The organism is Paenibacillus senegalensis JC66 (assembly GCF_000285515.1).
GTDB lineage: Bacteria > Bacillota > Bacilli > Paenibacillales > NBRC-103111 > Paenibacillus_L > Paenibacillus_L senegalensis.
Genome location: NZ_HE610957.1, coordinates 507,892 through 533,956, shown reverse-complemented (window position 1 = coordinate 533,956; position 26,065 = coordinate 507,892). Strand labels below are relative to the sequence as shown.

General features: G+C 48.7%; 20 protein-coding genes. All 20 read left to right on the top strand.

From position 1 onward, the window contains the following. The first annotated feature begins 41 nt into the window (after positions 1 to 41). Positions 42 to 923, top strand: coding sequence for a carbohydrate ABC transporter permease (locus PSHG_RS02625; protein WP_010269052.1), 882 nt, complete (start codon positions 42 to 44; stop codon positions 921 to 923). Positions 924 to 1,101: 178 nt separating this feature from the next. After that, positions 1,102 to 2,670, top strand: a complete 1,569-nt coding sequence (locus PSHG_RS02620) for an extracellular solute-binding protein (RefSeq protein ID WP_042121329.1) — start codon at positions 1,102 to 1,104, stop codon at positions 2,668 to 2,670. 141 nt (positions 2,671 to 2,811) lie between these two features. Next, positions 2,812 to 4,836: an alpha-amylase family protein gene (locus PSHG_RS02615; RefSeq protein WP_010269048.1), complete on the top strand. Its 2,025-nt coding sequence runs from the start codon at positions 2,812 to 2,814 to the stop codon at positions 4,834 to 4,836. Further along, positions 4,833 to 7,145 carry a helix-turn-helix domain-containing protein gene (locus PSHG_RS26455; RefSeq protein ID WP_010269046.1) on the top strand — a complete coding sequence of 771 codons (2,313 nt, stop codon included), beginning with the start codon at positions 4,833 to 4,835 and terminating at the stop codon, positions 7,143 to 7,145. Before PSHG_RS02615 ends, PSHG_RS26455 begins: the two co-directional genes overlap by 4 nt. A gap of 321 nt (positions 7,146 to 7,466) precedes the next feature. Then, complete coding sequence (gene pflB / locus PSHG_RS02605) at positions 7,467 to 9,722, top strand: formate C-acetyltransferase (RefSeq protein ID WP_010269043.1); 2,256 nt, start codon at positions 7,467 to 7,469, stop codon at positions 9,720 to 9,722. Next, a complete protein-coding gene (gene pflA, locus PSHG_RS02600) occupies positions 9,723 to 10,532 on the top strand; it encodes a pyruvate formate-lyase-activating protein (RefSeq protein WP_042121072.1) in 810 nt (269 codons plus the stop codon). Between the two features lie 390 nt (positions 10,533 to 10,922). Next, a complete protein-coding gene (locus PSHG_RS02595) occupies positions 10,923 to 11,897 on the top strand; it encodes a LacI family DNA-binding transcriptional regulator (RefSeq protein WP_042121327.1) in 975 nt (324 codons plus the stop codon). A gap of 34 nt (positions 11,898 to 11,931) precedes the next feature. Continuing rightward, positions 11,932 to 13,239, top strand: a complete 1,308-nt coding sequence (locus PSHG_RS02590) for an ABC transporter substrate-binding protein (protein WP_010269035.1) — start codon at positions 11,932 to 11,934, stop codon at positions 13,237 to 13,239. An 88-nt stretch (positions 13,240 to 13,327) separates the two neighbouring features. After that, positions 13,328 to 14,263 carry a carbohydrate ABC transporter permease gene (locus tag PSHG_RS02585; RefSeq protein WP_010269032.1) on the top strand — a complete coding sequence of 312 codons (936 nt, stop codon included), beginning with the start codon at positions 13,328 to 13,330 and terminating at the stop codon, positions 14,261 to 14,263. A gap of 6 nt (positions 14,264 to 14,269) precedes the next feature. Continuing rightward, entirely contained in the window at positions 14,270 to 15,091 is an 822-nt protein-coding gene (locus tag PSHG_RS02580; protein ID WP_010269029.1) for a carbohydrate ABC transporter permease, read from the top strand. Between the two features lie 47 nt (positions 15,092 to 15,138). Next, positions 15,139 to 15,918: an SDR family NAD(P)-dependent oxidoreductase gene (locus PSHG_RS02575; RefSeq protein WP_010269025.1), complete on the top strand. Its 780-nt coding sequence runs from the start codon at positions 15,139 to 15,141 to the stop codon at positions 15,916 to 15,918. 57 nt (positions 15,919 to 15,975) lie between these two features. Next, entirely contained in the window at positions 15,976 to 16,872 is an 897-nt protein-coding gene (locus tag PSHG_RS02570) for a D-psicose 3-epimerase (RefSeq protein WP_010269023.1), read from the top strand. Positions 16,873 to 16,964: 92 nt separating this feature from the next. Then, positions 16,965 to 18,464 carry a xylulokinase gene (gene xylB, locus PSHG_RS02565; protein WP_010269019.1) on the top strand — a complete coding sequence of 500 codons (1,500 nt, stop codon included), beginning with the start codon at positions 16,965 to 16,967 and terminating at the stop codon, positions 18,462 to 18,464. A 286-nt stretch (positions 18,465 to 18,750) separates the two neighbouring features. After that, positions 18,751 to 19,521 carry an IclR family transcriptional regulator gene (locus tag PSHG_RS02560; protein ID WP_010269016.1) on the top strand — a complete coding sequence of 257 codons (771 nt, stop codon included), beginning with the start codon at positions 18,751 to 18,753 and terminating at the stop codon, positions 19,519 to 19,521. A gap of 225 nt (positions 19,522 to 19,746) precedes the next feature. Next, positions 19,747 to 21,147 carry an extracellular solute-binding protein gene (locus PSHG_RS02555; RefSeq protein ID WP_010269012.1) on the top strand — a complete coding sequence of 467 codons (1,401 nt, stop codon included), beginning with the start codon at positions 19,747 to 19,749 and terminating at the stop codon, positions 21,145 to 21,147. 73 nt (positions 21,148 to 21,220) lie between these two features. Beyond that, on the top strand, positions 21,221 to 22,099 hold the full coding sequence (locus PSHG_RS02550) for a carbohydrate ABC transporter permease (protein ID WP_010269006.1): 879 nt from the start codon (positions 21,221 to 21,223) through the stop codon (positions 22,097 to 22,099). A 13-nt stretch (positions 22,100 to 22,112) separates the two neighbouring features. Continuing rightward, positions 22,113 to 22,961 (top strand): carbohydrate ABC transporter permease, encoded by an 849-nt coding sequence (locus PSHG_RS02545; RefSeq protein ID WP_010269002.1) that lies wholly within the window; start codon positions 22,113 to 22,115, stop codon positions 22,959 to 22,961. 76 nt (positions 22,962 to 23,037) lie between these two features. Further along, entirely contained in the window at positions 23,038 to 24,141 is a 1,104-nt protein-coding gene (locus PSHG_RS02540; protein ID WP_010269000.1) for an alanine racemase, read from the top strand. Positions 24,142 to 24,208: 67 nt separating this feature from the next. After that, positions 24,209 to 24,604, top strand: a complete 396-nt coding sequence (locus PSHG_RS02535; RefSeq protein ID WP_010268997.1) for a RidA family protein — start codon at positions 24,209 to 24,211, stop codon at positions 24,602 to 24,604. Beyond that, a complete protein-coding gene (locus PSHG_RS02530) occupies positions 24,601 to 26,064 on the top strand; it encodes a M81 family metallopeptidase (protein ID WP_010268994.1) in 1,464 nt (487 codons plus the stop codon). The genes PSHG_RS02535 and PSHG_RS02530 overlap by 4 nt, the downstream gene beginning before the upstream one ends. Position 26,065 lies beyond the last annotated feature (1 nt).

Sequence of the window (26,065 nt, the reverse complement as noted above, 5' to 3'; positions counted from 1 at the left end):
GGCTCGCCCTCTCCTTGAGCTATCCAGAAGGAGGAAGTTCTATGAGTTTTGTTCACAAGAAAGGAATGACCATAGGAGATGTCTTTAACTACTCGGCTATTGTGCTCATTTCCGTTATCAGCCTTTTCCCGTTTCTTTATGTATTCAGTGTATCCTTCACCGATCCTGATGCTTATGTGCCGCTTAAGTACTATTTATTTCCAGAGAAATGGTCTCTCGCGGCTTACGAATATATATTGTCTACGAACAGTTTTATGAATGCTCTCAAAAGCACTGTTTATGTTACAGTTGTAGGGACAATTCTGAATGTGATTTGTTCTTTTACGATGGCATATGGCCTAACCAAAAAAACTATGCCCGGTCGGGGCTGGATCTTAGGCATCGTCATTTTCACCCTGGTCTTTAATGCGGGGATTGTCCCGAATTATTTATTGATTAGAGAGCTGGGCTTGATCAACAGCTATTGGGCATTAATTCTGTCCGCGCTGACGAATGCTTGGAGCATCATCGTCATCAAAAGCTTTATGGATTCGCTTCCCGGCGAACTTGAGGATGCCGCCAAAATTGATGGAGCTAATGATCTTGGCGTGTTTTTCCGTATCATTATTCCGTTATCCATGCCGGCTATTGCTGCCTTTACCCTGTTTTTCGCGGTGGCGCATTGGAACACTTATTTTAATGCCCTGATCTATCTGTCCGATTCGACCAAGTGGACGCTGCAGGTTCTGGTCAAGACACTCGTTATTGACTCCGATTCGAATGGAGTCGGTGCAGCGGGCTCCGTAGGAGACGAAAGCGTGGTGCCGCAGGAGACAATCCGGATGGCGTCGATCGTGCTTTCGATGCTGCCGATTCTTGTGGTCTATCCTTTCCTGCAGAAATATTTTGCCAAAGGGGTTATGCTGGGTTCCATAAAAGGCTGATTTGGCGGAAGGCTTTGCGGACATATTTTGACCTTCCCATGAAATGGGAGCTATTCGCAAGGAATGTCTGTATTACGCCTTCCCGTGAGCGACTATGATGAAGGCTAAGCGGATGACATCCAATGTCAGTTCAGTTGAATTCGCTTACAAATACAAAAAATCGGAGGGTGAGGTTGACATGAAAAGCAGTTGGATGAAACAGATGATGCTGCTCAGTCTGACACTGGTGGTCGTAGCGGGCTGTTCCGGCGGACCGGGCTCGGGAAATAGCGGATCGGGCGGTACAGGCGGCTCTGCCGGGGGCAATCAGGGTACTGGAGCAGATAATTCCGGTACGGAAGAGCAGAATGAAGAACCGCTTCATATCCAGATGTTTGCCGGATTATATAATGAGCTTCCGGAAATGGACAATGCTTATTGGAGTGAGTGGCAGAAGCGGACCAACACAGTTCTCGATATGGAATGGGTACCGTCCGGCGATTTGAATACGAAAATGGACCTGGTGCTAGCATCTGGAGATTTGCCTGAGGTGCTGTCTTCACCGGATATGCGTCCGCCGCTTGTAAATGCGATCAAAAATGGAGCATTCTGGGATTTGACTCCGTTTCTTGGGGATTTCAGCAATTACCCGAACTTGAAAAACAATCTGGTTGAGGATTGGCAAAAGTACGTCTCGGTGGATGGCAAGATCTACGGCCTGCCGCGCTCGCGTTCCCGTATTGACATCGGCATTAAAATCCGTAAAGACTGGTTGGATCAGCTGGGTATCCCGGTACCTACCACACTGGATGAATACCGTGACGCCCTGAAGCGGATCGTGGATGAGGATCCGGCAGGCACCAATACGCTCGGGCTGATCGGCCATGGTGTCATTGTTGACGATGGAGACGATGCCTTCTCCGGGGCCTTTGGCGGACTTGACCCATATTTCAACGAAGAGGGCGGTCTAGTGCCGAAGGAGCTCACACCGATGTATGGTGATATGGTGGAGTGGTTTAGAGGGCTGTACAATGATGGCGTTTTGGCTAAAGAGTTTTCCGTTATGAAAAAAACGCAGGCGGAAGAATTGTTCAAATCTGGGCGCGCTGCTTCATATGTGCGCAGTATTTGGTGGGATAAAGAGTATGAAGATGCGATTTCCCGTACCCAGCCGGACCCGGAAATCGTTAATCTGGCGTTGGAGGGACCGGGTGGAATGAGTGTCAATTTGGCTACGGGTGTATCCGGCGGTTATTTCATCTCCAAGAAGGTTCCCGAGGAGAAGGTGCTGCAGCTGCTCGATTATTTCGAGCTCACGGCCTCGGAAGAGCTGACTGACCTGGCCTATTACGGAATTGAAGGGGTTCATCATGATATCGTTGATGGACAGAAAGTGTTGAACGATCTTGGAACCAAAGAAATAAATACGACGGCCAAAGGTGCTGGTGTGCTCGCCTACGCCAAGTGGGGCAAGGTAGAAAGCGCCTCTGGAAGCAAAGAGTACAATGATGCGAAGAAAGCATCCGTAGCTCATTTTGATGAGATTGGCAAGATAGAGTCCAAAACAGGCCTCCATTCCGATAAATGGCTGAGAGAGTGGGCCAAATATTCCAATGAATGGACAACGATGGTTACAAGAGCTATTGTTGGACAAATCACGATGGATGAATATCGCAACTATGTAAACGAAATCGTTGAGAAACCGGAAATGAAAGCGGCATTTCTTGAGCTTGCTGAGGAATACAAAATCTTTCACCAAATTGAGTAAACATGAATATGGCAAAGCCGTATAGCTGCTCATGAATTTTTGTGGGCGGGGACAGGGAAAGGCGGGAGCGGAATAGGCAAAGGACGGGAGCCCTGAGCGCGCTTCTGCCTTTTCTGCCTTTGAAATAAGAAGGAATAGGGGATGAATGAAGTGACCAAGACCTGGTGGGAAAAACCGTTAAGAATCATACAGCCGAATTTGCAGGTGAAAGACACTTCTCATATCCAGCCCGGCCGCTTGGCCGATCAGCTGGCTGAGCTTGGCGCCAACACGGTAGTGTTTAATGTTGGGGGAATTTATGCCTGGTATCGGACGGAAGTGCCTTACCATACCATGAACGAATATTTGCCTGAGAATGGCGATTTGTTGATGGAAGTTATCAGGGCCTGCCACGATCGAGGGTTACGCTTTGTTGCTCGATTTGACTTCAGTAAAGCTGAGGATTCCGTTTATTTGCAGCGTCCGGAATGGTTTGTCCGCGATGCTGCCGGGGAGCCCCAAATTATCGGAGCTCGCCGGCCGGGCAATTGGTCGTTGTTAATGTCGACCTGCATTAACGGGGCATATCGTACGGATGGTGTGGCCATTCCTGTGCTGGAAGAGGTGCTGAACCGGTATCCGATAGATGGTGTCTTTTTCAATAATCCCGGCTACATTCGCTGCTGCTGTTCAACCTGTCAAAGAAAATACAAGCAAATGTACGGAGAACCGCTGCCTGCTAAGAGCGAGCAGATCCACCCTTCATGGGCAACAAATAGCATGAAGGAAAATATTGATCAGCTGTACGGGCGAATTAAACAAACCGCCCCGTCCATTCCCTTGATTCTGTATTATAATTTATACCGGGACAACTTATACGACCGTGCAGCAACTGCTGATATGCTGTGCACGGAGCCCCAGGATGTGCTGTCGCTTGGCCATCATAACATACCGGAGTTTTGGAAGCCTGCTCTGAGCATCAAGCTTGGCCGCAGCCTGCCGGATCGAACGGCTCCCTTTGGCATTGTCCACTCCAGTCCAGGAATGGATTGGCGCCATACCGGACTTCCTCCTGCAGAATATCGCTTCTGGCTGTGTCAAATTCCAGCAAACGGCGGGATGATCTGGCACTCGCTTACCGGGGTGCCCGATACGATAGAGGACAAAAGGGTTTTACAGGTTGTCCAGGAACACAATGAAATGGTGAAGCGGATTGAGCCGTATATGTTTGAGACGGTCAGCAGCAGTGAGGCAGCCCTGCTCTGGAATGCGGAAGCGACAGCGGAAGGGTGGGCTGATGGATTTTTAGAGCGCCAGGTTCCGTTCGATGTTATCCTGCCAGAGCAGGCCGAGGACGGCCGGCTAGCCCGGTATAAACTGGTAGTAGTACCTGGCGGAATAGAATGGACACCCGGGCTTCTGCAGGCTTTGCAGCAATTTGCTAAGTCTGGAGGAAGCGTCCTGGTGGAAGGAATTCCAGAGCAGACGGAGCTTGCGCAGCTTCATGCATGGCTTGGAGTGGAAGAACACGTATCGGTCAGTGAAGAGCTGATCGCTTCCTACCTTCGTTTTGAGCAGGCGGGAGAGCCGCTGCGTGCCGGCATGGAACTCGCGCCGCTTATCGCCCACCGCGGCCGGGTAGCCTACTGCCGACCTTTGGCGGATACGGAGGTTCTGGCAACGCTTGTGCCGCCGTTCTCGCCGCTGGAAAGCGTTGGCGCTCCGCCGGAAAGAGCTTCCCTGGCGGTCAGACGAACCGACCTGCCGCTTATTGTGAGCCGGGCTTGCGGACAAGGACGGGTGCTGCTGCTCACATTCTCGTTAAGCTCTCTCATAAACGAGTTTCGCCTGGGAGAGCATTACCTGCTTGTACACAACCTGGTTCGCTATTTGCAGCCTGAAGGTCCTGCGATCGAGGTCAGTCACAGCCCCGGCCTGCAGGTCAGCTCATTCCGCAAGGAAAGCGGGCTGCTCATCCATCTCGTTAACGGCAGCGGCCGCAGGCCGCTTACGGCTAACGTTCCTCTCCACGGGCTGGTCGTCAAGGTAAAGCAGGATCCGAGGAAGCCATTTGTGAAAGCGACAGCCTTACAAGCCGGCCAAGAATTGCAAATCGTTCAGGAAGGTGGTTACATCAAGATGCATTTGCCTCCACTATCACTATGGGAGACATTGAGGCTAACATGAGAAAACGCTGGTTTCCCTTAAATTCGACGAACCGGACCACCTATTTTCGCAAGCTGATCTGGTTGGTTTGCTTGTCCGTGTACATTCCCATTGTTCTTGTAGGAACAGTGTACTATAACATTTCAGTCTCCCGATTGACGGAGGAATTTAAAGTTCAGCATATGTCCTCGTTGGAGCTGCTAATGGAACGGATAGAGGACAAGTTGGCCGCCGTCGAATATGATTCGCTGCAATTTTCCAGCAGTCAATTGGTTAGGGACTCCTTTCTGAGACAAGATTTTAAAGAAGATTTTATTTATCATGCCGACATGTTAAACAGCATGACCATACGCAAAAATACGCACGGGATTATCCATGAAATGGTGTATTATAACGCTTCAGCCGATTTGGTTCTATCCAACGAATACGGATACGTGCAGAAGGATCATTACCGTTACCGGGAAGACGTGGATTACGTGATGGCTCTGGAAAGGCAGGCGGGCTGGGTTTACCTGCCAAGCGCCGAGCAGCAAGGGATTATTTCTTATATCCGGGGATTGCCGGTGAACAGCACAAGCGAGCGGGAAGGGGCTGTCATTATCCAGGTCAGGGAGGATGATATTTCCCAGGATCTTCGCGTTCAATCCGATTTGTATGGAGATATTCATTATTTGATTGCGGACTCTAACCGGAAAATCTTATTTCATTCTACCGACAAAATGAGCCTGGGGACGGATATTACTCATCATCCGATCATTCAGCAAATTGCCGCGGCCTCCGGCAACAGCGGGATTATTTACGGTAAAGACGATGCTGGCCGCGATACGCTCCATTTTTACCGAAAGACACTTTTGGACCGATTATATGTAGCTTCCATTAGCGAAGAAGTGATTGCGGGGCAGCTCAAGTGGATTCAAGCCATGATCGTATATACGACGGTCATCTTTTTAATCGTGGGCGTTATTATGTCGTACATCAGCTCCAAGCTCGCCTACAATCCGGTAGAACGGCTAATCCGGCAGGGAAGGGCGCTGTCGAGAAGGAAAGAACTGTCCAATCAGGATGGCAATGAATTCGACTATTTGTCTGAATGCCTCAATTATATGCATGAGCAGTCGGAATCGTTAAAAAGGCATTTGAATGAACTGGAGCCCAATATCCGGGAGCAGTTCCTCGCCAAGCTGGTCAAAGGGAAGATCCCGCATTCCCGTGAGATCATTGCTGAGAGCGAGCGGCTGCAGATCGAACAAAACGGCACCTATACCGTCATGGTTGTAATGCCGGAGCAAATGTATAAAGAAAAACGATTTCTGCCTGAAGAAGGGCCGGTCATTGCTTTTGCCATTGCGAATGTCATCAAGGAGCTGCTGCAGAAGCATTCATTAAGCGGTTATGTAATCAGTGGCGATGACAAGGAAGCGATTATTCTTCTGCGCGCAGAAGAAGCGACAGATATCGAATGCTGGAACAGGGATATGGATCAATTTGCGGAATCGGTATGCGAAGCCTTGAACCATTATTTGTCTTTTACGGTTTCTATCGGGATTGGGCAGGTATGCGATTCGCTGGTGCAGGTGCCGAAGTCGTACAGGGAGGCGCTGCTCGCCCTGCAATACCGGATGTTCAACAGCCGGACAGCGATCAACTATTACAAAAACGATCAGGCGAAAAAACAGCCGATGTTCTTTTATCCGAGAGAGCTGGAAACAGAAATTATAGAGAGCTTAATCCGCGGCGATGAAGAGCAGGCGCAAACCAGCATCAGGGAATTTGCGGAAGTCGTCAAAACGAGTGAATCGTACAACCTGATTAATCAAAGCTATCATGTTTTGCTCTCTTCCATTATTCGTTCGATTGAACAGCAGGGAATCGGGTTGCTGGATATTATGGAAAATAATTGGTTCGACCAATTGAAAAGCCGGAAAACGATGGATGAAATCGTGGAATGGTTCATCGATGTGCTGTTTCCGCTTTATTCCGATATCCTTGATGAGAACCGGAGTTTGGGGGGGCGTGCAGCCGTACAGAAGGTATGGCAGCATGTTAAGCAAAATGTCGGGGAAAACATTTCGCTTACGGAATGCGCTGAGCTGGTTGGCATGAGTCCATCCTACTTGAGCCGTTTGTTTCGCAAGGAGACCGGAATTTCATTCGTGGACTATGTCATGGAGTGCAAGGTAGGAGAGGCTAAGCGGCTGCTAAGGGAAACCGAGGATAGCATTCAGGAAATTGCAAAAGCGGTCGGGTATTCCGAACGGAATCTGAACCGGGTATTTCAGCGGCTTTTGGATATGTCACCAGGCCAATTCCGTGCGAAACAGCGTGAATAGCCATGCAGGCAACTATGCCGTTTTCAAAGCAGCAGAATAACGAGAAAAACTTGCATAGAAGCGGCGAGGAGTCGCAGAATAGCGAAATGAAGCTGGCCCGAAAACATTGCGTTTTTCGGGCCAGCTTCATTTGTGGGGCTAGCGGGGCGGCCCTAAGCAGCAGTTTTCCAAATAGACAATTCATGCGGATAGTTAATGGAATTTGAACATTTTAAGAATTGTGACAATTCTCATTTCTTTTGTGCCGGTAAGGGAATATAATAAAATCAGAAAGACTTGTGAATATTTTCACAAAACTATTCAATGAAGGGGGTTTACGATATGAAAACAGCAGAAATAATTGCCAAACGATCTCCTTGGGATGGTTTCCGCGGAGGGAATTGGCAGAAAGAAATTGATGTTCGCGATTTTATTTTGCAGAACTTCACTTTATATGAAGGAAACGAGCAGTTTTTAGCAGGTCCAACAGAGGCAACAAAGGCGCTGTGGCAGCAAGTTATGCAGTTGACTAAGGAAGAGCGAGAAAGAGGCGGCGTATACGATTTGGACACGCGCATCGTATCTACGATTACGTCCCATGATGCCGGGTATTTAAACAAAGCTCAAGAAAAAATCGTCGGTATCCAGACAGACGAACCGTTCAAGCGATCGCTTCAGCCTTTTGGCGGTATCCGGATGGCCGTAACTGCTGCCGAATCGTATGGGTATCAAGTGGATAAGGAAGTAGTTGATATCTTCACCCATTATCGCAAAACGCACAATCAAGGTGTGTTTGATGCCTATACACCAGAAATGCTAGCCGCAAGAAAGGCCGGCATTATAACAGGTCTGCCTGATGCTTATGGCCGCGGACGAATTATCGGCGACTACCGCCGTGTAGCTCTTTATGGTGTCGACCGTCTGATTGCAGTAAAGAAACAAGAGCTTAATCTGATCGGGAACGGGACGATGACGGAGGAGATCATCCGTGATCGTGAAGAAATATCCGAACAAATTCGCGCCCTGAAAGAATTGAAACAGCTTGGCGAGACTTACGGATTTGATATTTCCACACCGGCAGCAACGGCCCGGGAAGCTTTCCAATGGCTGTACTTTGGTTACCTCGCGGCGATCAAAGAGCAGAATGGCGCGGCCATGAGTTTGGGACGTGTATCGACTTTCCTGGATATTTATGTAGAAAGGGATATTCAGAACGGAGTCATCACAGAAGAAGAAGCACAGGAACTGGTGGATCACTTTGTAATGAAGCTTCGTCTGGTCAAATTCGCCAGAACTCCTGAGTATAATGAACTGTTTAGCGGGGATCCGACCTGGGTGACCGAATCGTTAGCGGGTATCGCGGAGGATGGACGCCCGCTAGTCACGAAGAACTCCTACCGCTTCTTACACACCCTGGATAATTTGGGGCCGGCGCCGGAGCCAAACTTGACGGTGCTTTGGTCCACGAAATTACCGGATAACTTCAAAAAATATTGTGCCATGATGTCGATCAGAACGAGTTCCATTCAATATGAGAATGATGACCTGATGCGCGAGTATTACGGCGATGATTACGGCATTGCCTGTTGTGTATCGGCGATGCGGATTGGCAAGCAAATGCAATTTTTCGGTGCGCGTGCTAACCTGGCCAAAGCGCTGCTGTACGCTATTAACGGCGGTGTTGACGAACAGCTGAAAATACAGGTCGCCCCCCGCTATGCCCCTATCACTTCAGAATATTTGGACTATGAAGAAGTAATGGAAAAATATGATACGGTCTTGGAGTGGTTAGCCGGGTTATATGTTAATGCCTTGAACATCATTCACTACATGCATGACAAATATAGTTATGAGCGCATCGAAATGGCGCTTCATGACCGTGAAATCGTACGAACGATGGCTTGTGGTGTAGCGGGCCTCTCCGTTGTTGCCGATTCGTTAAGTGCAATAAAATATGCGAAAGTAAGGACGATTCGGGACGAAAACGGGATTGTCGTCGATTATGAAGCAGAAGGCGACTTTCCGAAATACGGAAACAATGACGATCGTGTCGACGAAATCGCGGTAGAGCTTGTGAAGTCGTTCATGAACAAAATAAAGAAACACCCGACCTATCGTAATTCGGTGCATACCCAGTCGATTTTGACGATCACTTCCAATGTCGTATACGGCAAGAAAACGGGCAATACGCCAGATGGACGCAAGGCGGGCGAACCATTTGCACCAGGGGCCAATCCGCTGCACGGACGCGATCAGAAAGGCTCGCTGGCTTCGCTGAGTTTTGTTGACAAACTGCCATATGAATATGCTCTGGACGGCATCTCGAATACGTTCTCGATTGTGCCTGAGGCATTAGGTAAAGATGAAGAAACGAGAAAAGCAAATCTGGCTGGGATGTTGGATGGTTACGCGGTCAAGCGCGGCCATCACTTAAACGTCAACGTATTGAATCGCGAAACATTGCTGGATGCGATGGAACATCCGGAGCAATATCCGCAGTTGACCATTCGTGTATCCGGCTATGCCGTTAACTTCATTAAGTTAACGAGAGAGCAGCAAATCGATGTTATCAATCGCACATTCCATGAAAGCATGTAAATGTGCAAACAAAAGTCAGCAAGGCGAATTCTCCATAACTTGGAAGAGGAGGGGAGCGACATAAAGGGACGAATTCATTCGATAGAAACGTGCGGCACCGTCGACGGACCTGGCCTGCGATATGTCATTTTTACACAAGGGTGTTTATTGCGCTGTAAATTTTGTCATAATCCCGATACTTGGGAGATAGGTCTAGGGAAGGAAATGTCGGTTCAAGAATTAGTGCAGGATATTAAAGACTATCTGCCGTTCTTTCAGGCCAGCAATGGAGGAGTGACCGTAAGTGGAGGGGAACCGCTGCTTCACGTGGAGTTCTTGGTTGAACTATTCACGGAGCTGAAGAAGTTAGGCGTGCACACAACGATCGACAGTTCTGCTGGATGTTTCAGTCGTTCCCCTCGTTTTATGGAAAAACTGGATAGGCTGCTGGAGCTGACCGATTTGGTATTATTAGATTTAAAACATATCGACCCGGCGGAGCATAAGGAGCTGACGGGGGTATCTAACGAGCATATTCTCGATATGGCCCGCTATTTGGAGGAAAAGCATATACCTGTCTGGGTCCGTCATGTGTTAGTGCCGGGGCACACAGATAACGATGTCTATTTGCAGCGTTTGTCCGATTTTATCGCTACATTAAATAATGTGGAAAAAATAGAAGTGCTGCCGTATCATAAGCTCGGCGTGTATAAGTGGGAGAACTTGGGCCTTGCTTACTCGCTGGAAGGCGTTGATCCCCCAACTGAAGAGCGTGTGCGCCATGCGGAAGAAGTCCTCCACCGGGTCAAAACAATACCGAAGAGAAGCTGATCCAGGCTTCTCTTTTTTTGACAGAATTAGTTCAAGCAGGCCCCTGCAGAAAGGGCGTACGCTTGGAGTCCGAGAGATTTCCTGCCTTTGCGGTTGCCTAAAAAACTAACATTTCGAGAAAGGTATTTACAATTGAAATCGCTTACCTTATAATTCATAACAAGGTTGTATTGAGGAGGAGGGATAAAATTTGTTATTTTGCGTAAACGATTACTCAGTTGCGTAAACGATTACGCAAAAAATGAAGGAAGCGAGTGAAGAGAAGGGGATGGAGTAAACAAATTTTTTTTCATTCTTGCGTAAACGATTACGCACCTGCTGATATTGATATTAATTCGGGAGAAGGTTTTTCAATAATCTTTAAAAAACGAGGTCTGAAATGTGGAAAAGATGACAATCGCGAAAATTGCAGAGCTTGCCGGTGTTTCCGTGGCAACGGTTTCACGAGTTTTAAACCAAACGGGCCGCTACTCCGAGGAAACGAAACGCAAAATATTGGAAATCATCGAAGAACACAATTATCGAACCAACAATGTCGCAAAAAGCTTGCGTACGCATCAATCCAAAACGATAGGCATCATTATACCCGATATTACCAATGAATTTTTCTCCAGTATCGTTTTGGCTGTAGAAAACTATTGCGTACCTCGCGGTTACTCGGTTTTCGTCTGCAATACAAGCGAAAATATAGATAAAGAAAAACTGTACTTGGAAGACCTTGACGCGAAGGGAGTTGACGGTCTCATCTATATTTCCGGCTATGGTGAAATACCCGGTCATGTCAGGCTGCCTTCCGTATGCATTGACCGGCGCCAGAAAAATAATAACAGCATCATTATTGAATCGGACAACTTCCAGGGGGGATTTTTGGCTACGGAAGAATTAATCAGTCAAGGCTGTCAAAGAATATTGCTGCTAAAGGATGAAAGGGATTACATTGCACCAATGGAAGGGCGATTCCAAGGGTATATGAGCGCATTGCGCAAATACGGTTTGACCTATGACCCTTCACTCAACATTCCGATGAACATATCGGTTGAAGCTTCTCAGGAGGCGGTGTCCAATGCGATCAAGAAAGGGATTAAATTCGATGGTATATTCGCTACGACCGATTGGCTCGCGCTTGGTTCGCTGTACGCCTTGCGGGAGCATGGCATAGAGGTGCCGAAACAGGTCAAAATTGTCGGATTCGACAACATCTCCGCCGGAAAATACAGTTACCCGGCCTTGACGACGATTAATCAGGATAAAACAAAACTCGGAGAATTGGCCGCCTCGTCCCTGCTGGAGCTTATCCAAAACCGAAAATTCCAACGGAGCTATGTCGTACCCGTCGAGTTGATTAGAAGAAAAACAACTTGTTAATGAACAGTAACTTTACTAAGAAGGGGATGTCAAAATGAAAAGATTAAAATTTTTGACCGTTAGTTTGGTAGCATTGCTGGTTATTGCGGGCTGCGGCAGCAGTAACTCGCCAAATCAGACAGGTGGCACGAACGGTAACAGCTCTGCACCCGCATCGGATGTAACATTAAATATTGCTGTTCAGCGGCATTCCGCAGTGGACGCATTGGAAGTGCTGCTTAAAGATTTTGAAGCGGAAACAGGCATTAAAGCCAAATTTGATGTTCTGCCGCAAAATGAGCTGAAAAGCAAAACAGAACTCGCTATGGCCGGCGGAACCGGGGAATACGATGTCATCATGTTTGACTATGTGCAAAACAGTCAATACGCCAAGGCGGGCTGGATATTGGATTTAACCGACTATATTGAATCCCGCAATGTGGATACTTCCGACTTCTTCCCGGGATTTCTGGAATCTTATCAATATGAAGGAAGACAATATGCGATTCCTTTCTTCGGAGAGAGCCTGATACTCATGTACAATAAAGACATTTTTGAAGAAGCGGGCATTACTGCACCGCCGGCAACGATGGACGAATTGATTGAAACGTCGCAAAAAATCCGTGATGCGGGCCATAACGCGATTGCGATTCGCGGTGCACGCGGCGAAGGCATGAATGTATTTACGTGGTCTTCCTTCTTCCTTGCCTACGGTGCGGAGTGGTTCGATGAAAACGGCGTGCCGTCCGTAAATTCCCCAGAGGCGATTCAAGCTACGGAAGTCTATGCGAATCTGTTAAATGAATACGGTCCTCCGGGAGCGGCAAACTTCACTTGGGACCAGGTTCAATTGTCGATGCAGCAGGGCAACGTCGGTATGGTCATCGATTCGCTGAATTTTGCGCCGAGACTGGAAAACCCTGAAAATTCTACGGTAGTGGGCAAAGTAGGTTACGCGGCCATTCCAAGCGGTCCGGCAGCTCAGGTGACAGGTCTTGGCACATGGGGAATGGCCATTCCTGCCGATTCGAAAAATCCGGATAAGGCGTTTGAATTTATCAACTGGGCGAACAGCGCCGAAATCCAATTGAAAACATCGATTGATGGAGAACGTGCTGATGCGACTCGGCAATCCGTATGGGAAAGCGAAGAATTCAAAGCTAAATACACTTACGAAAACTGGACAGAAGTAGCGACCGAGAGTCTGGCTAAAGCGGAAAGAGATTATCGTCCGGGCATTACGCAATGGAGACAGCTTGGCGACAGAGTAAGCATCGCGATCAGCGAAACGCTGGCCGGCGAAGATGCGAAAAAGGCTCTTGACGCTGCACAAAAGGATGTAGAGGATATTAGAGCGGAATAATGGATGCCGGCAAGGAAGACAGGGTCTGGCTTACCGCAATTCATGCCGATCGGTAAGCCTTTCTCCTTCTTGGGGAAGGGGTGGTAAAGTGAAACAGCAAGCGCAAAATATGGGTGCCCCCAGCAACAGCTTTTGGAGGAAACTGAAACTTCTTTTTACATTGGAAACGAAATGGACAGCTGTTTTGCTGATGAGCCCGATTGTGATTTTCTTACTGTGTACAACGGTGTTTCCTACGATTTATGCGCTGATCATCAGTTTGCAGAGCTACAATCTTGCCGATGTGGCCGGCCGAGAATTCATCGGTCTGGGCAATTTCACCAAACTGCTTGCCGACTCGCAGTTTTGGAATGCAATGAAAGTAACAGGGATCTTTTTGTCAGGCAGTCTATTCTCCGAGATGGTCCTTGGATTTTGTCTTGCCCTGCTGATCTCTAAAAACTTTCGCGGCAACCGTATAGTAAAAACGATCTTTCTGCTCCCTACCGTTACGACGCCTGTCGTGGTCGGGTTGATCTGGGTGATGATGTACGACGCTCAGTTCGGGGTGATCAATTATTTTTTGACGTCTGTCGGTCTTTCTCCCCAAGATTGGCTGGCCAATTCCAATAAGGCGATTTGGGCGCTGATCGTTGTCGATATATGGGAATGGACGCCTTTCGTCGCATTGGTCATCCTCGCGGGATTGCAGTCACTGCCTACCGATCCTTATGAGGCGGCACGGGTAGACGGCGCCAGCAGCTGGCAGATGTTTCGCCATGTTACGCTGCCGCTGATCAAGCATTATGTCATTGTTGCATTCATCTTCCGGTTTATGGACGCCTTCCGCTGGTTTGACACGATATACGTCATGACTAAAGGCGGACCGGGAACGGCTACGCAAACCTTGAATATGTTTGGTTATTTTTCAGCCTTCGAGTATTTGAATATGGGCTATGCGGCTGCGATCGGAATCGTCATGCTGATCATGATGATCTTGATATCACAAGTATTTGTCAAATCGTTTCTTTTGCGGAAGGGGTGATCACCGATGGCAGTGAAAGGCTCGCAAAGATTTTTCATGCAGGTCGCGATGTGGGTCATGGTCCTGTTTTTTGTATTTCCATTGCTCTGGTTGTTTTTAACCTCTTTTAAAAACAGGGTTGATGCGTTCAGCATTCCGCCCAAATTCATCTTTACGCCTACGATGAACAATTATGGGCAGGTGCTGCAGAACAGTGATTTTCTTGCAAACTATGCGAACAGCCTTCAGGTGGCATTGCTGACTATCGTGTTCAGCCTGCTGCTCGGTATACCGGCAGCCTATGCGCTGGCGCGATTTAATATGAAAGGAAAAGACGACACGGCTTTCTGGATTTTGACGACCCGGATGGCGCCGCCGATCATGGTGGTACTTCCGTTTTATCTCACCTACTCGCAGCTGAATCTTCTCGATACTACGTCCGGCTTGGTGATCGTCTATATGCTGATAAATCTGGCCTTCGTAGTCTGGATGATGAAGGGGTATTTTGAAAGCATACCTGAAGCACTCGAAGAGGCGGCAAGAATTGACGGTACATCCAGGCTGGGAGCCATGCTGCGCGTCACGCTGCCGTTGTCGGCCCCAGGAATTGCTTCCGCCAGCATCTTCTGCTTTATCATGTCGTGGAATGAATTCATTTTTGCATTGATTTTATCAGGTGAATCAACGAAAACGGTACCGGTTGCCGTGACCAGCTTCATTACATTCGAGGGCATACGCTGGGGGGAAATCGCCGCAGCCGGGACATTGATCGTGCTGCCCGTTCTCATATTCGGGATCGCTATTCAGAAGTATCTGGTTCAGGGCATGACAATGGGAAGCGTAAAATGATTGTTGGCCGCTTATTTCGCTGATTAAAACAGGGAGGATTGGGTTTGATGGGGATCAAGGAACAGATGGATCTTACCGGAAAAGTATCAATTGTAACGGGCGGACTGCGGGGATTGGGGCTAGCGATGGCGAAAGCGCTCGCGGAATGCGGTTCGAATATTGTCATTGCCGATATGAACGAGCAAAACAGCGATCAATTGATTGGATCTTTTCGGGAGCAATACGGCATTGAAGCTTTATATGTCAAAGTGAATGTCACAAATGAGGAGCAAGTGGTGAATATGGTCAGCCAGGTCATTCAGCATTTTGGCAGAATCGATGTGCTCGTTAATAATGCGGGTATCGCTTATGTAGAGAATGCTGAAGAGATGAGCTACGAAGCCTTCAAACGTGTCATTGACGTGAACTTAAACGGCGTTTTCCTGGTAGCCAGAGAAGTCGGCAAACAGATGATCAAGCAGCAAGGCGGTTCCATTATCAACATTTCGTCGATGTCAGGCATGATTGTGAACACGCCTCAAAACCAGTGTTCCTACAATGCTTCGAAAGCAGGCGTCATTATGTTGACGAAAAGCCTCGCGGTAGAGTGGGCAAAGCACAACATCCGCGTCAATACGATCGCCCCGGGCTATATGAATACGGTAATGAATCATAATTACGTGGACAGCAGGCCGGCCACACTGGAAAAATGGCTTGAGCTTACGCCGATGCATCGGCTTGGCGAACCGGAAGAGCTGGGAGGCGCTGCGGTATTTTTGGCGTCAAATGCGTCAAGCTTCATTACTGGTGCAGTGATCAACGCCGACGGCGGTTACGTTGCACTATAAGGCACTGCCCCCGTTTTGGACAAAAATAAACAGAAACGAATGTGGAGGGAAAACCGGATGTATAAGTATGGAGTACACTATGGATATTGGTCGCAGCAATGGGACACGGACATCATATCGCTGGTTAAACGCGCGTCTCGGCTCGGTTTGAGCGTTTTGGAAATCAATCCGCCTAACTATATGATGGATTTGGACAAAAACAAGATGAAAGAATTGAAAGACGTTGCGGAAGCTCATCAGGTCGAAGTGAACATATGCATTGGATTTCCTAAGGAGATGGATATGTCCTCAGAAGACGAGAGCGTGCGAAATGCCGGAATTGAATACACCAAACGGATGCTGGAGGCGGCCCATTTCATGGGCGGTACTATCATAAGCGGGATTTTGTACTCCTATTGGCCAGCGACTTACCCGGGGTTACTGGACCGCGAGACGAAAGCCGATTATTTGGAAAGAGGTTTGGAATCTGTTCGTAAAGTGATTCCTGTGGCAGAGGATTACAATATCATTTATGCCATTGAACTGGTGAACCGGTTTGAACAGTATCTGCTGAACGGTGTAGATGAAGGACTGGAGTTTGTAAAAAAAGTTGAAAGTGCGAACTGCAAATTGCTTTTGGACACTTTCCACTTGAACATCGAGGAAGATGACATGGCGGAAGCGATTCGCAAGGCGGGAAGCTACCTGGCCCATATTCACGCTTGCGAGAACAATCGCAAGGTGCCGGGTCAAGGCAATCATATCCGTTGGCCGGAAGTGTTTGCAGCCCTCAAAGACATTAACTATCAGGGTAGAATAGTCATGGAGCCGTTTGTCAAAATGGGCGGACCGGTTGGCCGCGATTTGCGCATTTGGCGCGATGCGATCGATACAAGCGCCGGGAATGTGCAGGAGAGACTCGATCAGGACTTGGCCGAGGGACTTCGCTTTTTGAAACAAATGGCCCAATGTTAATGCTGCGGCCCGTTTGCCATATATAGAAAAGCATCTCTTTCACTGTCTGACGGGAGATTCTTTTCTTCCGGATCAAAAAGGAGACTCATAAGATGGGTTACTTGATGGGAATTGATTTAGGAACTTCGAGTGTGAAAACGATAGTCATGGCGGAGAACGGTGAAATCCGCGGATCCGCTCAAGGCGGCTACGATATATTGATACCCAGTATCGGTTATGCGGAACAGCAGCCGGAAACATGGTGGAAGGCTGCCGCGCAGACGATGCGCTCGGCAGTAGCGGATGCAGGCATCTCTCCCCATGAAATCGAAAGCATTGGATTATCCGGACAAATGCACGGCATGGTCTTGATTGACGATAAGCATGAAGTGATTCGGCCGGCGATTGTCTGGTCGGATCAGCGATCTGTCCGCGAGGCGGAAGATGCGTACCGCATTGTAGGTAAGAACGAATTGGGAAGGATTACGTTAAATCCTGCCTTTACCGGTTTTCAAACGATTTCCTTGCTGTGGGTCAAACACCACGAGCCTCAAAACTATGGGCGCATTTCCACTGTGCTGTCACCCAAAGATTATATTCGCTTGAAATTGACGGGGGAAGTGGGAACAGATATAACGGATGCTTCGGCCACACTTGCTTTTGACACGGCAAACCAACAATGGTCGTCGGCGTTGATTGAAAAGCTAGGATTAGAGCCGGATTTCTATCCGAAGACGTTTAACCCGTATGAAATTGCAGGTCAAATTACAAGGGAGGCTTCACTCGAAACAGGACTTGCTGCCGGCACGCCGGTCGTCTTTGGCGGAGGAGATCAGCCCATGCAGGCAGTCGGAAACGGTATTGTACTGCCAGGACAAGTATCGTTGACCATTGGAACCGGGGGACAGGCATACTCGGTTGTAGAACATCCATACCATGACCCGCAATTAAGAACGCATACGTTTTGCAATGCCGTTCCCGGGACATGGAATATTATGGGGGCTACGTTGTCTGCCGGATTATCCCTCAGCTGGTTAAATAAATCGCTTTTGTCTGAGCTTCCCTATAACGATATTAATACGTTGGCCGGCGGGATCAGACCAGGCAGTGAGGGACTTATTTTCTTGCCTTATTTAAACGGGGAGAGAACTCCGCATATGGATGCGGCTGCCAGGGGGACATTTCTCGGCATTACGTTAAAACACGACAAAGCCCATTTCATACGTTCCGTGATGGAAGGGGTGGTGTTTGCGTTAAAGGATTGCGTGGAAATATTGGGCGGCCTTGGCATTCCAATGAATACATTTATCGCTTCGGGGGGCGGCGCGCGCAGCGCTGTCTGGATGCAAATCCAGGCCGACATCTTGAATCGGGAAATCCTGAAGGTGGAACAAGCCGAGCAAGCCAGTGCAGGTGCGGCCATCATGGCCGGTGTTGGCATAGGGCGTTACTCGTCGATCCAGGAAGCCTGCTCGACAATTGTTCAATATAGCGAGCTGTCGGTAAGCCCGATTTCTGAAAACGTATGCAGGTACGAAGAACTTTACGAAATTTATAAAGACGCATACAAACAAAACAAAGCGCTGTTTCAACGGTTGACCGAGTTCCAATGATGCTAGCAGTTTTGTCCCTTGATTGATAAATGTGCATGGAAGCTCACCTAACATACGGGGCTGTCCAGAAAAAAGCTGGTGAAAACCGGCTTCTGGAAGCCTCGTTTTGATTTCTAGATTTTGACTGCTTCAGAGGTTGAAATCCGGGTGTTTAGCACTTATTCCTGTGTGAACCTTAAAAAGCTATTTACAAAATCTAAGAAGTAATGTTATTATATCGCATAAAAATAAAACCTAGGTTTTACTCAGTAAAACCAGTGACCAAGTGATGAATGGAAGTGAAACGATGCAGGATCAAGACCGTTATCGCATCAGCTCAATAGAAAAAGCATTGGATGTAATCGAGGCATTGGCGGAGCATGACAATTTAAGCCTGATCGAGTTATCTTCCATACTTGGTAAGAACAAGTCATCCGTATACCGGATTCTGCTCACACTGGAAGGTCGCGGGTTCGTGTCCCGGCATCATGAAAACGGGAAGTACTGTTTAGGGTTTAAGCAGCTCATCATTTCTAAACGGCTGCTGGAAAACAACTCTTTAAGGGTATGTGCTTTGCCCGAGATGAAACGACTATCCGACAAATACGGGGACACCGTAAATCTTGGGGTACTAAACGAAGGCGCTGTACTCTATATCGATATTATTGAAGGCACTAACTCTCTGAGAATGAATGAAAGCATCGGCTCAACCAGTCCGTTTCATGCCACGGCAATCGGCAAAGTCATTGTCTCGCATCTTCCGAGAGAAGAGAGGGACAGACTGCTGCAATCGACGATTTTCGAGCCTGTAACCGCTGCAACAATTACTGACGCGGCTGCTCTGAAGGAAGAGATTAATCTAATCCGCACGCGGGGGTATGCCATCGATAACGAGGAAATTGTGGTAGGTGCCCGCTGTATATCTGCTCCAATCTTTAATAGCTCCGGGAAGGTCGAAGGAGCTATCAGTATATCGGGAGCCGCACACCGTTATCCGCTGGACGGACTAGAGGCAATCGCCAAAGACGTCACACAGGCAGCGGAAGTCATTTCACACAAACTTGGTTTTTACCGGTAGCTAATCAGGCTGGTCACCAGGCTGCCGGATAAAATAGGGAAGGTAATGCTGAGAACAGCAGCTTTCCCACACTTATAGAATGACAAGAAAGCGTATACAGTCAACAAGCGTTAGGAGGTGGTTTGATATTAACGTAAACAAACGTAATTGTAAACGTTTACAAATCCATTTTTTCATTAAGCCATCTCAAAAAATCACCTCAAATCATTTCAAGGGGGATTCAACATGATACGTAAAATGAAACCAATGCTTCTGTTCCTTATGAGCTTATTAATGATCTTTGTTGTGGCATGTTCAGGCAATAATGGCGGCTCGGGCTCATCGCCTTCTCCCTCCAATGGCGGAGGCTCCGGTGAAAATGACGGAGACGGCAGCCTCCCTCAGGTTACTATCCAATATTGGGTAGATCCTCGTTTTCAGTTTGTAGAAGGGCTTGAGGATCAAACGCCTAACTACGGGGATTGGGAGAAGATTCAGGCACAGAAATTCATGGATATGCACCCTCATGTCAACATAGAAGTGCAGGCGCTTACTTGGGAGGATATGGGGACGCGGGTGCCGATCTCGATTACCTCCGGTTCGCCGCCTGATGTTCTTAGAGATTACTTGGGCAGAACCGCACAATATGCTCACCAAGGCGTACTGGAAAACCTGGAGGATTATATACCACAGGAAGAATTGGACGACTATCTGCCTGACTACCTCGAGATGTACACGATCAATGGTCATTTGCATGCTTTGCCTGCCTACGCCTGGATCAGTGCAATGGTCGTTAACCGCGCTCTCTGGGAACAGCAAGGCGCTGCCGACCTGCTGCCGAATAGCGACGACCCGACTTGGAGCTTCGATCAATTAGATGAAGCGATTCGTGCCATCAACGCTCCTAACGTTTTTCCCCTCGGTGTGCAAATCGCTACTTCCCAAGGGGATAACGGCCTGCTGGGCTGGTTTTGGGGACATGGGGCTCAATTTTTTAAAGATGGTGATTACAGTAAGACGGCCTTGAATTCTCCGGAAGCGGTTGCGGCCCTCGAACGGCTGAAGCAGTACAACGATGAAGGCCTGCTGCAGCCTAGTGCCGTTACAGCGGCTAACGGCGATTTGGAAACTTACTTGTATCAAGGACAGCTTGGCATATTCGCCGGCCAGACTCAAGGAATATGGTCTATGCTGGAGAACGCTCAGAAGGAAGGCCGGGTTGCTGGTGAACATGAACTGCAAATGGTTAAGCAGCCGGATGTGGACGGCGTGGAAAGCGGAGTTCTTGTCGGTCCGACCAGTCTGGCTGTCTTTAAGCAAGAAGATGACTACAAAAGAGAGTGGGTCATCGAGTTTGTCAGATTTTTAAACAGCACGGAATATCAGAAGGAATATGCCATCAACGCAGGTCAATTCCCGACCCGGATATCTGCCCAGCTTGAAGATCTCCCGGAAGAAAGCCGAGTTGCTCAAGAATTGATGGCTAAATATGGTGCGGAAGATAATGGCTTGACCACTCCTCATTTTGCTGAGCTGCGTGTATTGCTGCAGCCAATGGTACAGTCAGTCATTCTAGGACAAAAAACACCTGAAGAGGCGCTGGCGGAATACGAGTCTGAAGCAAATCGCATTCTGTCGGGTGAGTAACGCAAGCTAGGCTTCGGGTCGGTCTCCAACGTGGGCCGGCCCGAAGTAATTACTGAGGAGGTGGATAATCTACATGAGTCTGCTGAAACAAATATACTCAAGCCGCTGGGCTTACTTTTTTATTCTGCCTGCTTATGCCTTTTTTACCGTCTTCACTTTGTATCCGTTGGCGAAGGGGCTCGGCTACAGCTTCTATAATGTCGGCTTGAACAACCGGGATTGGGTCGGTCTCGGCAACTTTGTTCAGATGGCATCCAACGAGGTGTTCTGGACAGCCTTGACCAACACCTTGCTGATTGTTCTTGGCGTCGTTCCAGCTGTTATTATTTTGTCAATCTTCATTTCCGTATTGGTCTATCCGTTGCGCAGGGGAGCACAGACCTTTTTCCGTGTGTCATTTTATTTGCCTGTTGTAGCCAGTGGAGTCGTCTTGTCCATGGTTTGGCAGTGGATGCTCAACCCAAGCTTTGGGCTAATCAATTACGTTCTCGGCTGGTTTGGCGTACAGCCGGTTGCTTGGCTCGGCACACCGGGGCTTGCGATGCTTTCCATCATGGTCGTTGTCATCACCTTCGTTCTAGGGCAACCGGTTATTTTGTATCTGGCCGCGCTTGGCGGAATTCCTTCGGATCTGCATGAAGCAGCTATGATTGATGGGGCAAACTCTTGGCGCCGATTTTTCCATATCACCCTGCCTCTGTTAAGACCGACCACGTTATTTATAGCGGTTACCCAAACTATAGGGGTATTCCAGGTGTTCGTCGTCATCTTGCTGTTGACTAATGGGGGACCGGCTAACGGAACCCAGACCCTGGTCTACAGAATGTATCAGACGGCATTCGAGTTTTACCAGTTTGGCTATGCTTCGGCATTAGGAGTTGTTGTTATTATCATCGTAACGATTATTACGCTAATCCTGTACCGTCTCTTGGGTCGGGAAACAGAATATTGAGGGAGGTGCAGCGGTGAATTATCGTATCAGCTTGAGCCGGTCCGAGAAGGTTATGCGATATGTCGGTCTGGCCGTGATTATAGTCCTGGCTCTAATGTTTCTAATGCCTCTGTATTGGATGATTACCGGTTCCTTCAAAATTCTTAGTGACACCATGAAGGTACCTCCAGAATGGTTCCCGTCGTCACCTACCTTGCAAAATTACAAAACCTTGTTCACCGTCAACCCTACGTGGAGATGGTTGTTTAACAGTGTATTTATGTCCGCGATGGTTGCGGTTGGAGCTATTATTACAAGCGTGATGGCCGGTTATGCCTTCGGCAAGAAGGTGTTTCCCGGAAGAAACATCCTTTTCTGGCTGCTGCTTATGACGATGATGCTGCCGAACCAGGTGCTGGTCATTCCGTTGTTTATCATGATCTCTGACTTTGGCTGGACGAACTCCTATCTCGGTTTGATTATGCCGTTTATCGCTTATCCGATGGGAGTGTTCCTCGTCAAGCAGTTTATGGGCTCCATACCGAATGAGTTAATCGAGGCAGCGCGAATAGACGGGGCAGGCGAAATCAGAGTATTTCTAAGAGTCATTGTGCCTTTAAGCAAACCGTCAATCGCCGCGTTGGGGATATTCGCTTTTGTCTATTCCTGGAACGAGTATTTATGGCAGCTGGTCGTGGTTGACCGCCCTGACATGCTCACTCTTCCTGTAGCTATTTCCAAGCTGGCTTACGGAATGAGCAGTATAAATCTCGGCTTGGCGATGGCTGGCGCTACGGTGGCGTTCATTCCGATGCTGTTGTTCTTCTTGGCATTTCAGCGCTTCTTTATTAAAGGTCTAACTGTAGGGTCGCTGAAAGGCTAGCAAAATTTGATTCGGTTAAATAAAACAAGAAGCACTAATAACCTGCATCTAGCAGGATAAGGAGGTTGAACAGCAAGTGACCAATTCGTTGGAGCATACACTTTTGGAAAGCCCTGCTGTCTTAATTGATCTGGATTTGCTTGACCGGCATCTGCGGGCAGCGGCCGAGAGGGCTAAAGCGCACGGAATACGCTTGCGCCCGCACACGAAAACCCACAAAAGTGTGTGGATTGCGGGTGAACAGCTGCGTTATGGTGCCGGAGGCATTACGGTAGCTAAGCTGGGTGAAGCCGAGGTGATGGCTGCGGCAGGAATTTCAGACATCCTGATTGCTTTCCCCTTGTATGGAACAGCCAAAATGAAACGGCTTGGCAAGCTGTTGGAAACCTGCCAAATCACCGTCTCCGTCGACCATCTGAAAATTGCGGAAGGCATCTCCGAGCTCGGTGTTTCGCTAGGCCGCCGCATTCCGCTTTATGTCGATGTGGATACCGGACTAGGCCGCTGTGGTCTTGCACCGGGAGAGCCAACCGCTGAGCTGGCGGCTCAGATCAGTCTTTTGCCGGGAGTAGAGATTGTCGGTTTAATGACGCATAGCGGGCATGCATACAGCTGTGAGACGGAAGCAGACCTGCGCCAAGCGGCTCGGCACGAGGCGGAAAGCCTGCTTTATTCCCAGACGCTGCTGCGGGAGAAGGGGATAGAGGTGCCTGAGCTAAGCGTAGGGTCAACGCCTACCTCTTTCTTTCCGGAGGAGCAGCAAGGCGTAACGGAAATGAGGCCGGGCGCCTATGTGTTCGGAGACCGCAGTCAATTTATATTAGGACTGATCGACCGCAAGGAAGTGGCCATGACCGTTAAGGCCACGGTGATCAGCATGCCCCGGCCTGGCGTAGCCATCATTGATGCCGGCTCCAAAACCTTCAGCAGCGATCTTAACCGCAAGCTTCCCGGATATGGGGAATGGGTGGAGAATCCAGAGGTTTACGTGGAACGGCTGAGCGAAGAGCATGGCAACCTGCATGTGCCTGAAGGGGTACAGCTGGAAATCGGTCAGGAGCTTTCCTTTATTCCTAACCATTGCTGTACCGTAACGAATTTGCAGGACCAACTGTTCGGTGTCCGTAAGGGGCGCCTGGAAAGAATGATCAATGTAGATGCAAGAGGAAAAATCAGGTAAGGCACGCATTTTGCCACCGGCGAAAATGCTCCTAATAAATATTTTAAATGATAAGGAGAGATTTTCTATGTCCAAAGCTGTAAATGTACCTCAAGCTCCGCAATTTCCGCTGCCCTTTTCCCATTATATTGAAGCGGGGGATTTCGTCTATGTTTCCGGTCAAGTGGGAGTAGATCCGGCAACATTGGAACTGGTTGGTGATACGGTTGAAGAGCAAACCCGCCAATGTGTGAAGAACCTGGAGACGATTTTAAATTATTTGAACTTGACCTTGGATCATGTGGTCAAAATGAATGTCTTTGTTTCTGATTCCCAGCACATCCCGGCTTTCAATAAAGTATATGCGGAGATCGTCAATAAGCCCTATCCGGCAAGAACAACCTGTGCGGTCGGCCTCGGCAGCTATAAAATCGAAATCGATTGTATCGCTTACACAAAAAGCAAGCGAGGCGAAACGGCATGAGCAATCCTATCCGCATAGGAGTTGCGGGAATCTACCATGAAACGAATTCATTCGCCCCGGGAATTACCGAGGTGGAGCATTTCCGCGATCAGTGGGTAGAGGATGCGATTACATTCGACAAAAAGTATCGCGGTACGCGTACCTCAATGGGAGGAACAATAGACGCTGCGGAGAGCAACCAGGCTGAACTGGTCTGCGGATTCGTCACCTATGCTACGCCCAGCGGAATGGTATCCGCCGCAGCCGCCGAAGAGCTTATGGATCATCTTATCGCAACCTTGCCTACGGAGGTAGACGGATATGTTTTGTTCCTTCACGGGGCCATGGTTGCCGAAAACCATGACGATATGGAGGATGAGATTGTCAGAAGAATCCGTGAAAAAGCAGGGCCCGACCTGCCGATTGCGGTCACCCTGGATCTGCATGCAAACATCAGCCAGTCTCTGGCGAATCGCAGCGATATCATTGTCGGATATGACACGTATCCGCATGTGGATATGTATGAGCGCGCAGTAGAGGCAACTGACTTGCTGTGTGCGACTATTCGTGGTGAAATCCGACCTTACACTGCATGGAAGCATGCCCGTATGCTGGTCGTTCCCCAGACGATGATTACCTCGCATAATCCGATGAAAGCACTTCTGGAGACTGCTTGGAGAATGGAAAAGCTTGACGGGGTGCTGGCGGTCACGGTTGCCGGCGGCTTTCCGTACAGCGATATTCCCGACGCCGGAATGTCCTTTACAGTGACAACGGATGGGGATGAGCAATTAGCAGAGCGCTGTCTGGATGAATTAACCCAGCTCGCCTGGAGCATCCGGGAACAATTTCAGTTTCCGGAGGTGACAGTTGAAGAGGCGGCACGCTGGACCAGGGAGCAGACAGAAGGGCCTATTATTTGGATCGAAGGTTCCGACAATGTAGGGGGAGGCTCACCGGCCGATGCGACTCATGTGCTGCGATTTCTTGTCCAGTGGAACGAGCGCAGCCTGATTGTAATCCGGGACGAGGAAGCAGCCCGCAAAGCTCACGAACTGGGAGTTGGCGCCGAGCTGTCCATGGCCATTGGCGGCAAAAGTGACGAGCTCCACGGAGATCCTGTAGCGGTCACAGGGAAAATCCGCCTGCTGTCGGACGGCCGCTTTACTCACCAAGGCTCCTATATGACTGGGAAAGAAGAATATATGGGGAAAACCGCTGTGCTGGAACTGGAGCATATGACAATCCTCATTACAGAGAAAAGAGTGCCTCCGTTTGATGTGGGACATGTGCGCTCCGCAGGCATCAGGCCGGAAACGTACAAAGTCATTGTCGCGAAGTCTGCGGTCGCTTGGAGAACGTCGTTTGGCGATATTGCCAAGGGAGAAATTTTTATAGATACACCGGGCTGCTGCAGTGCGAATTTGAGTCATTTCCAATATAAAAAAATCAAGCGGCCTATTTATCCATTGGAGGGGTAGA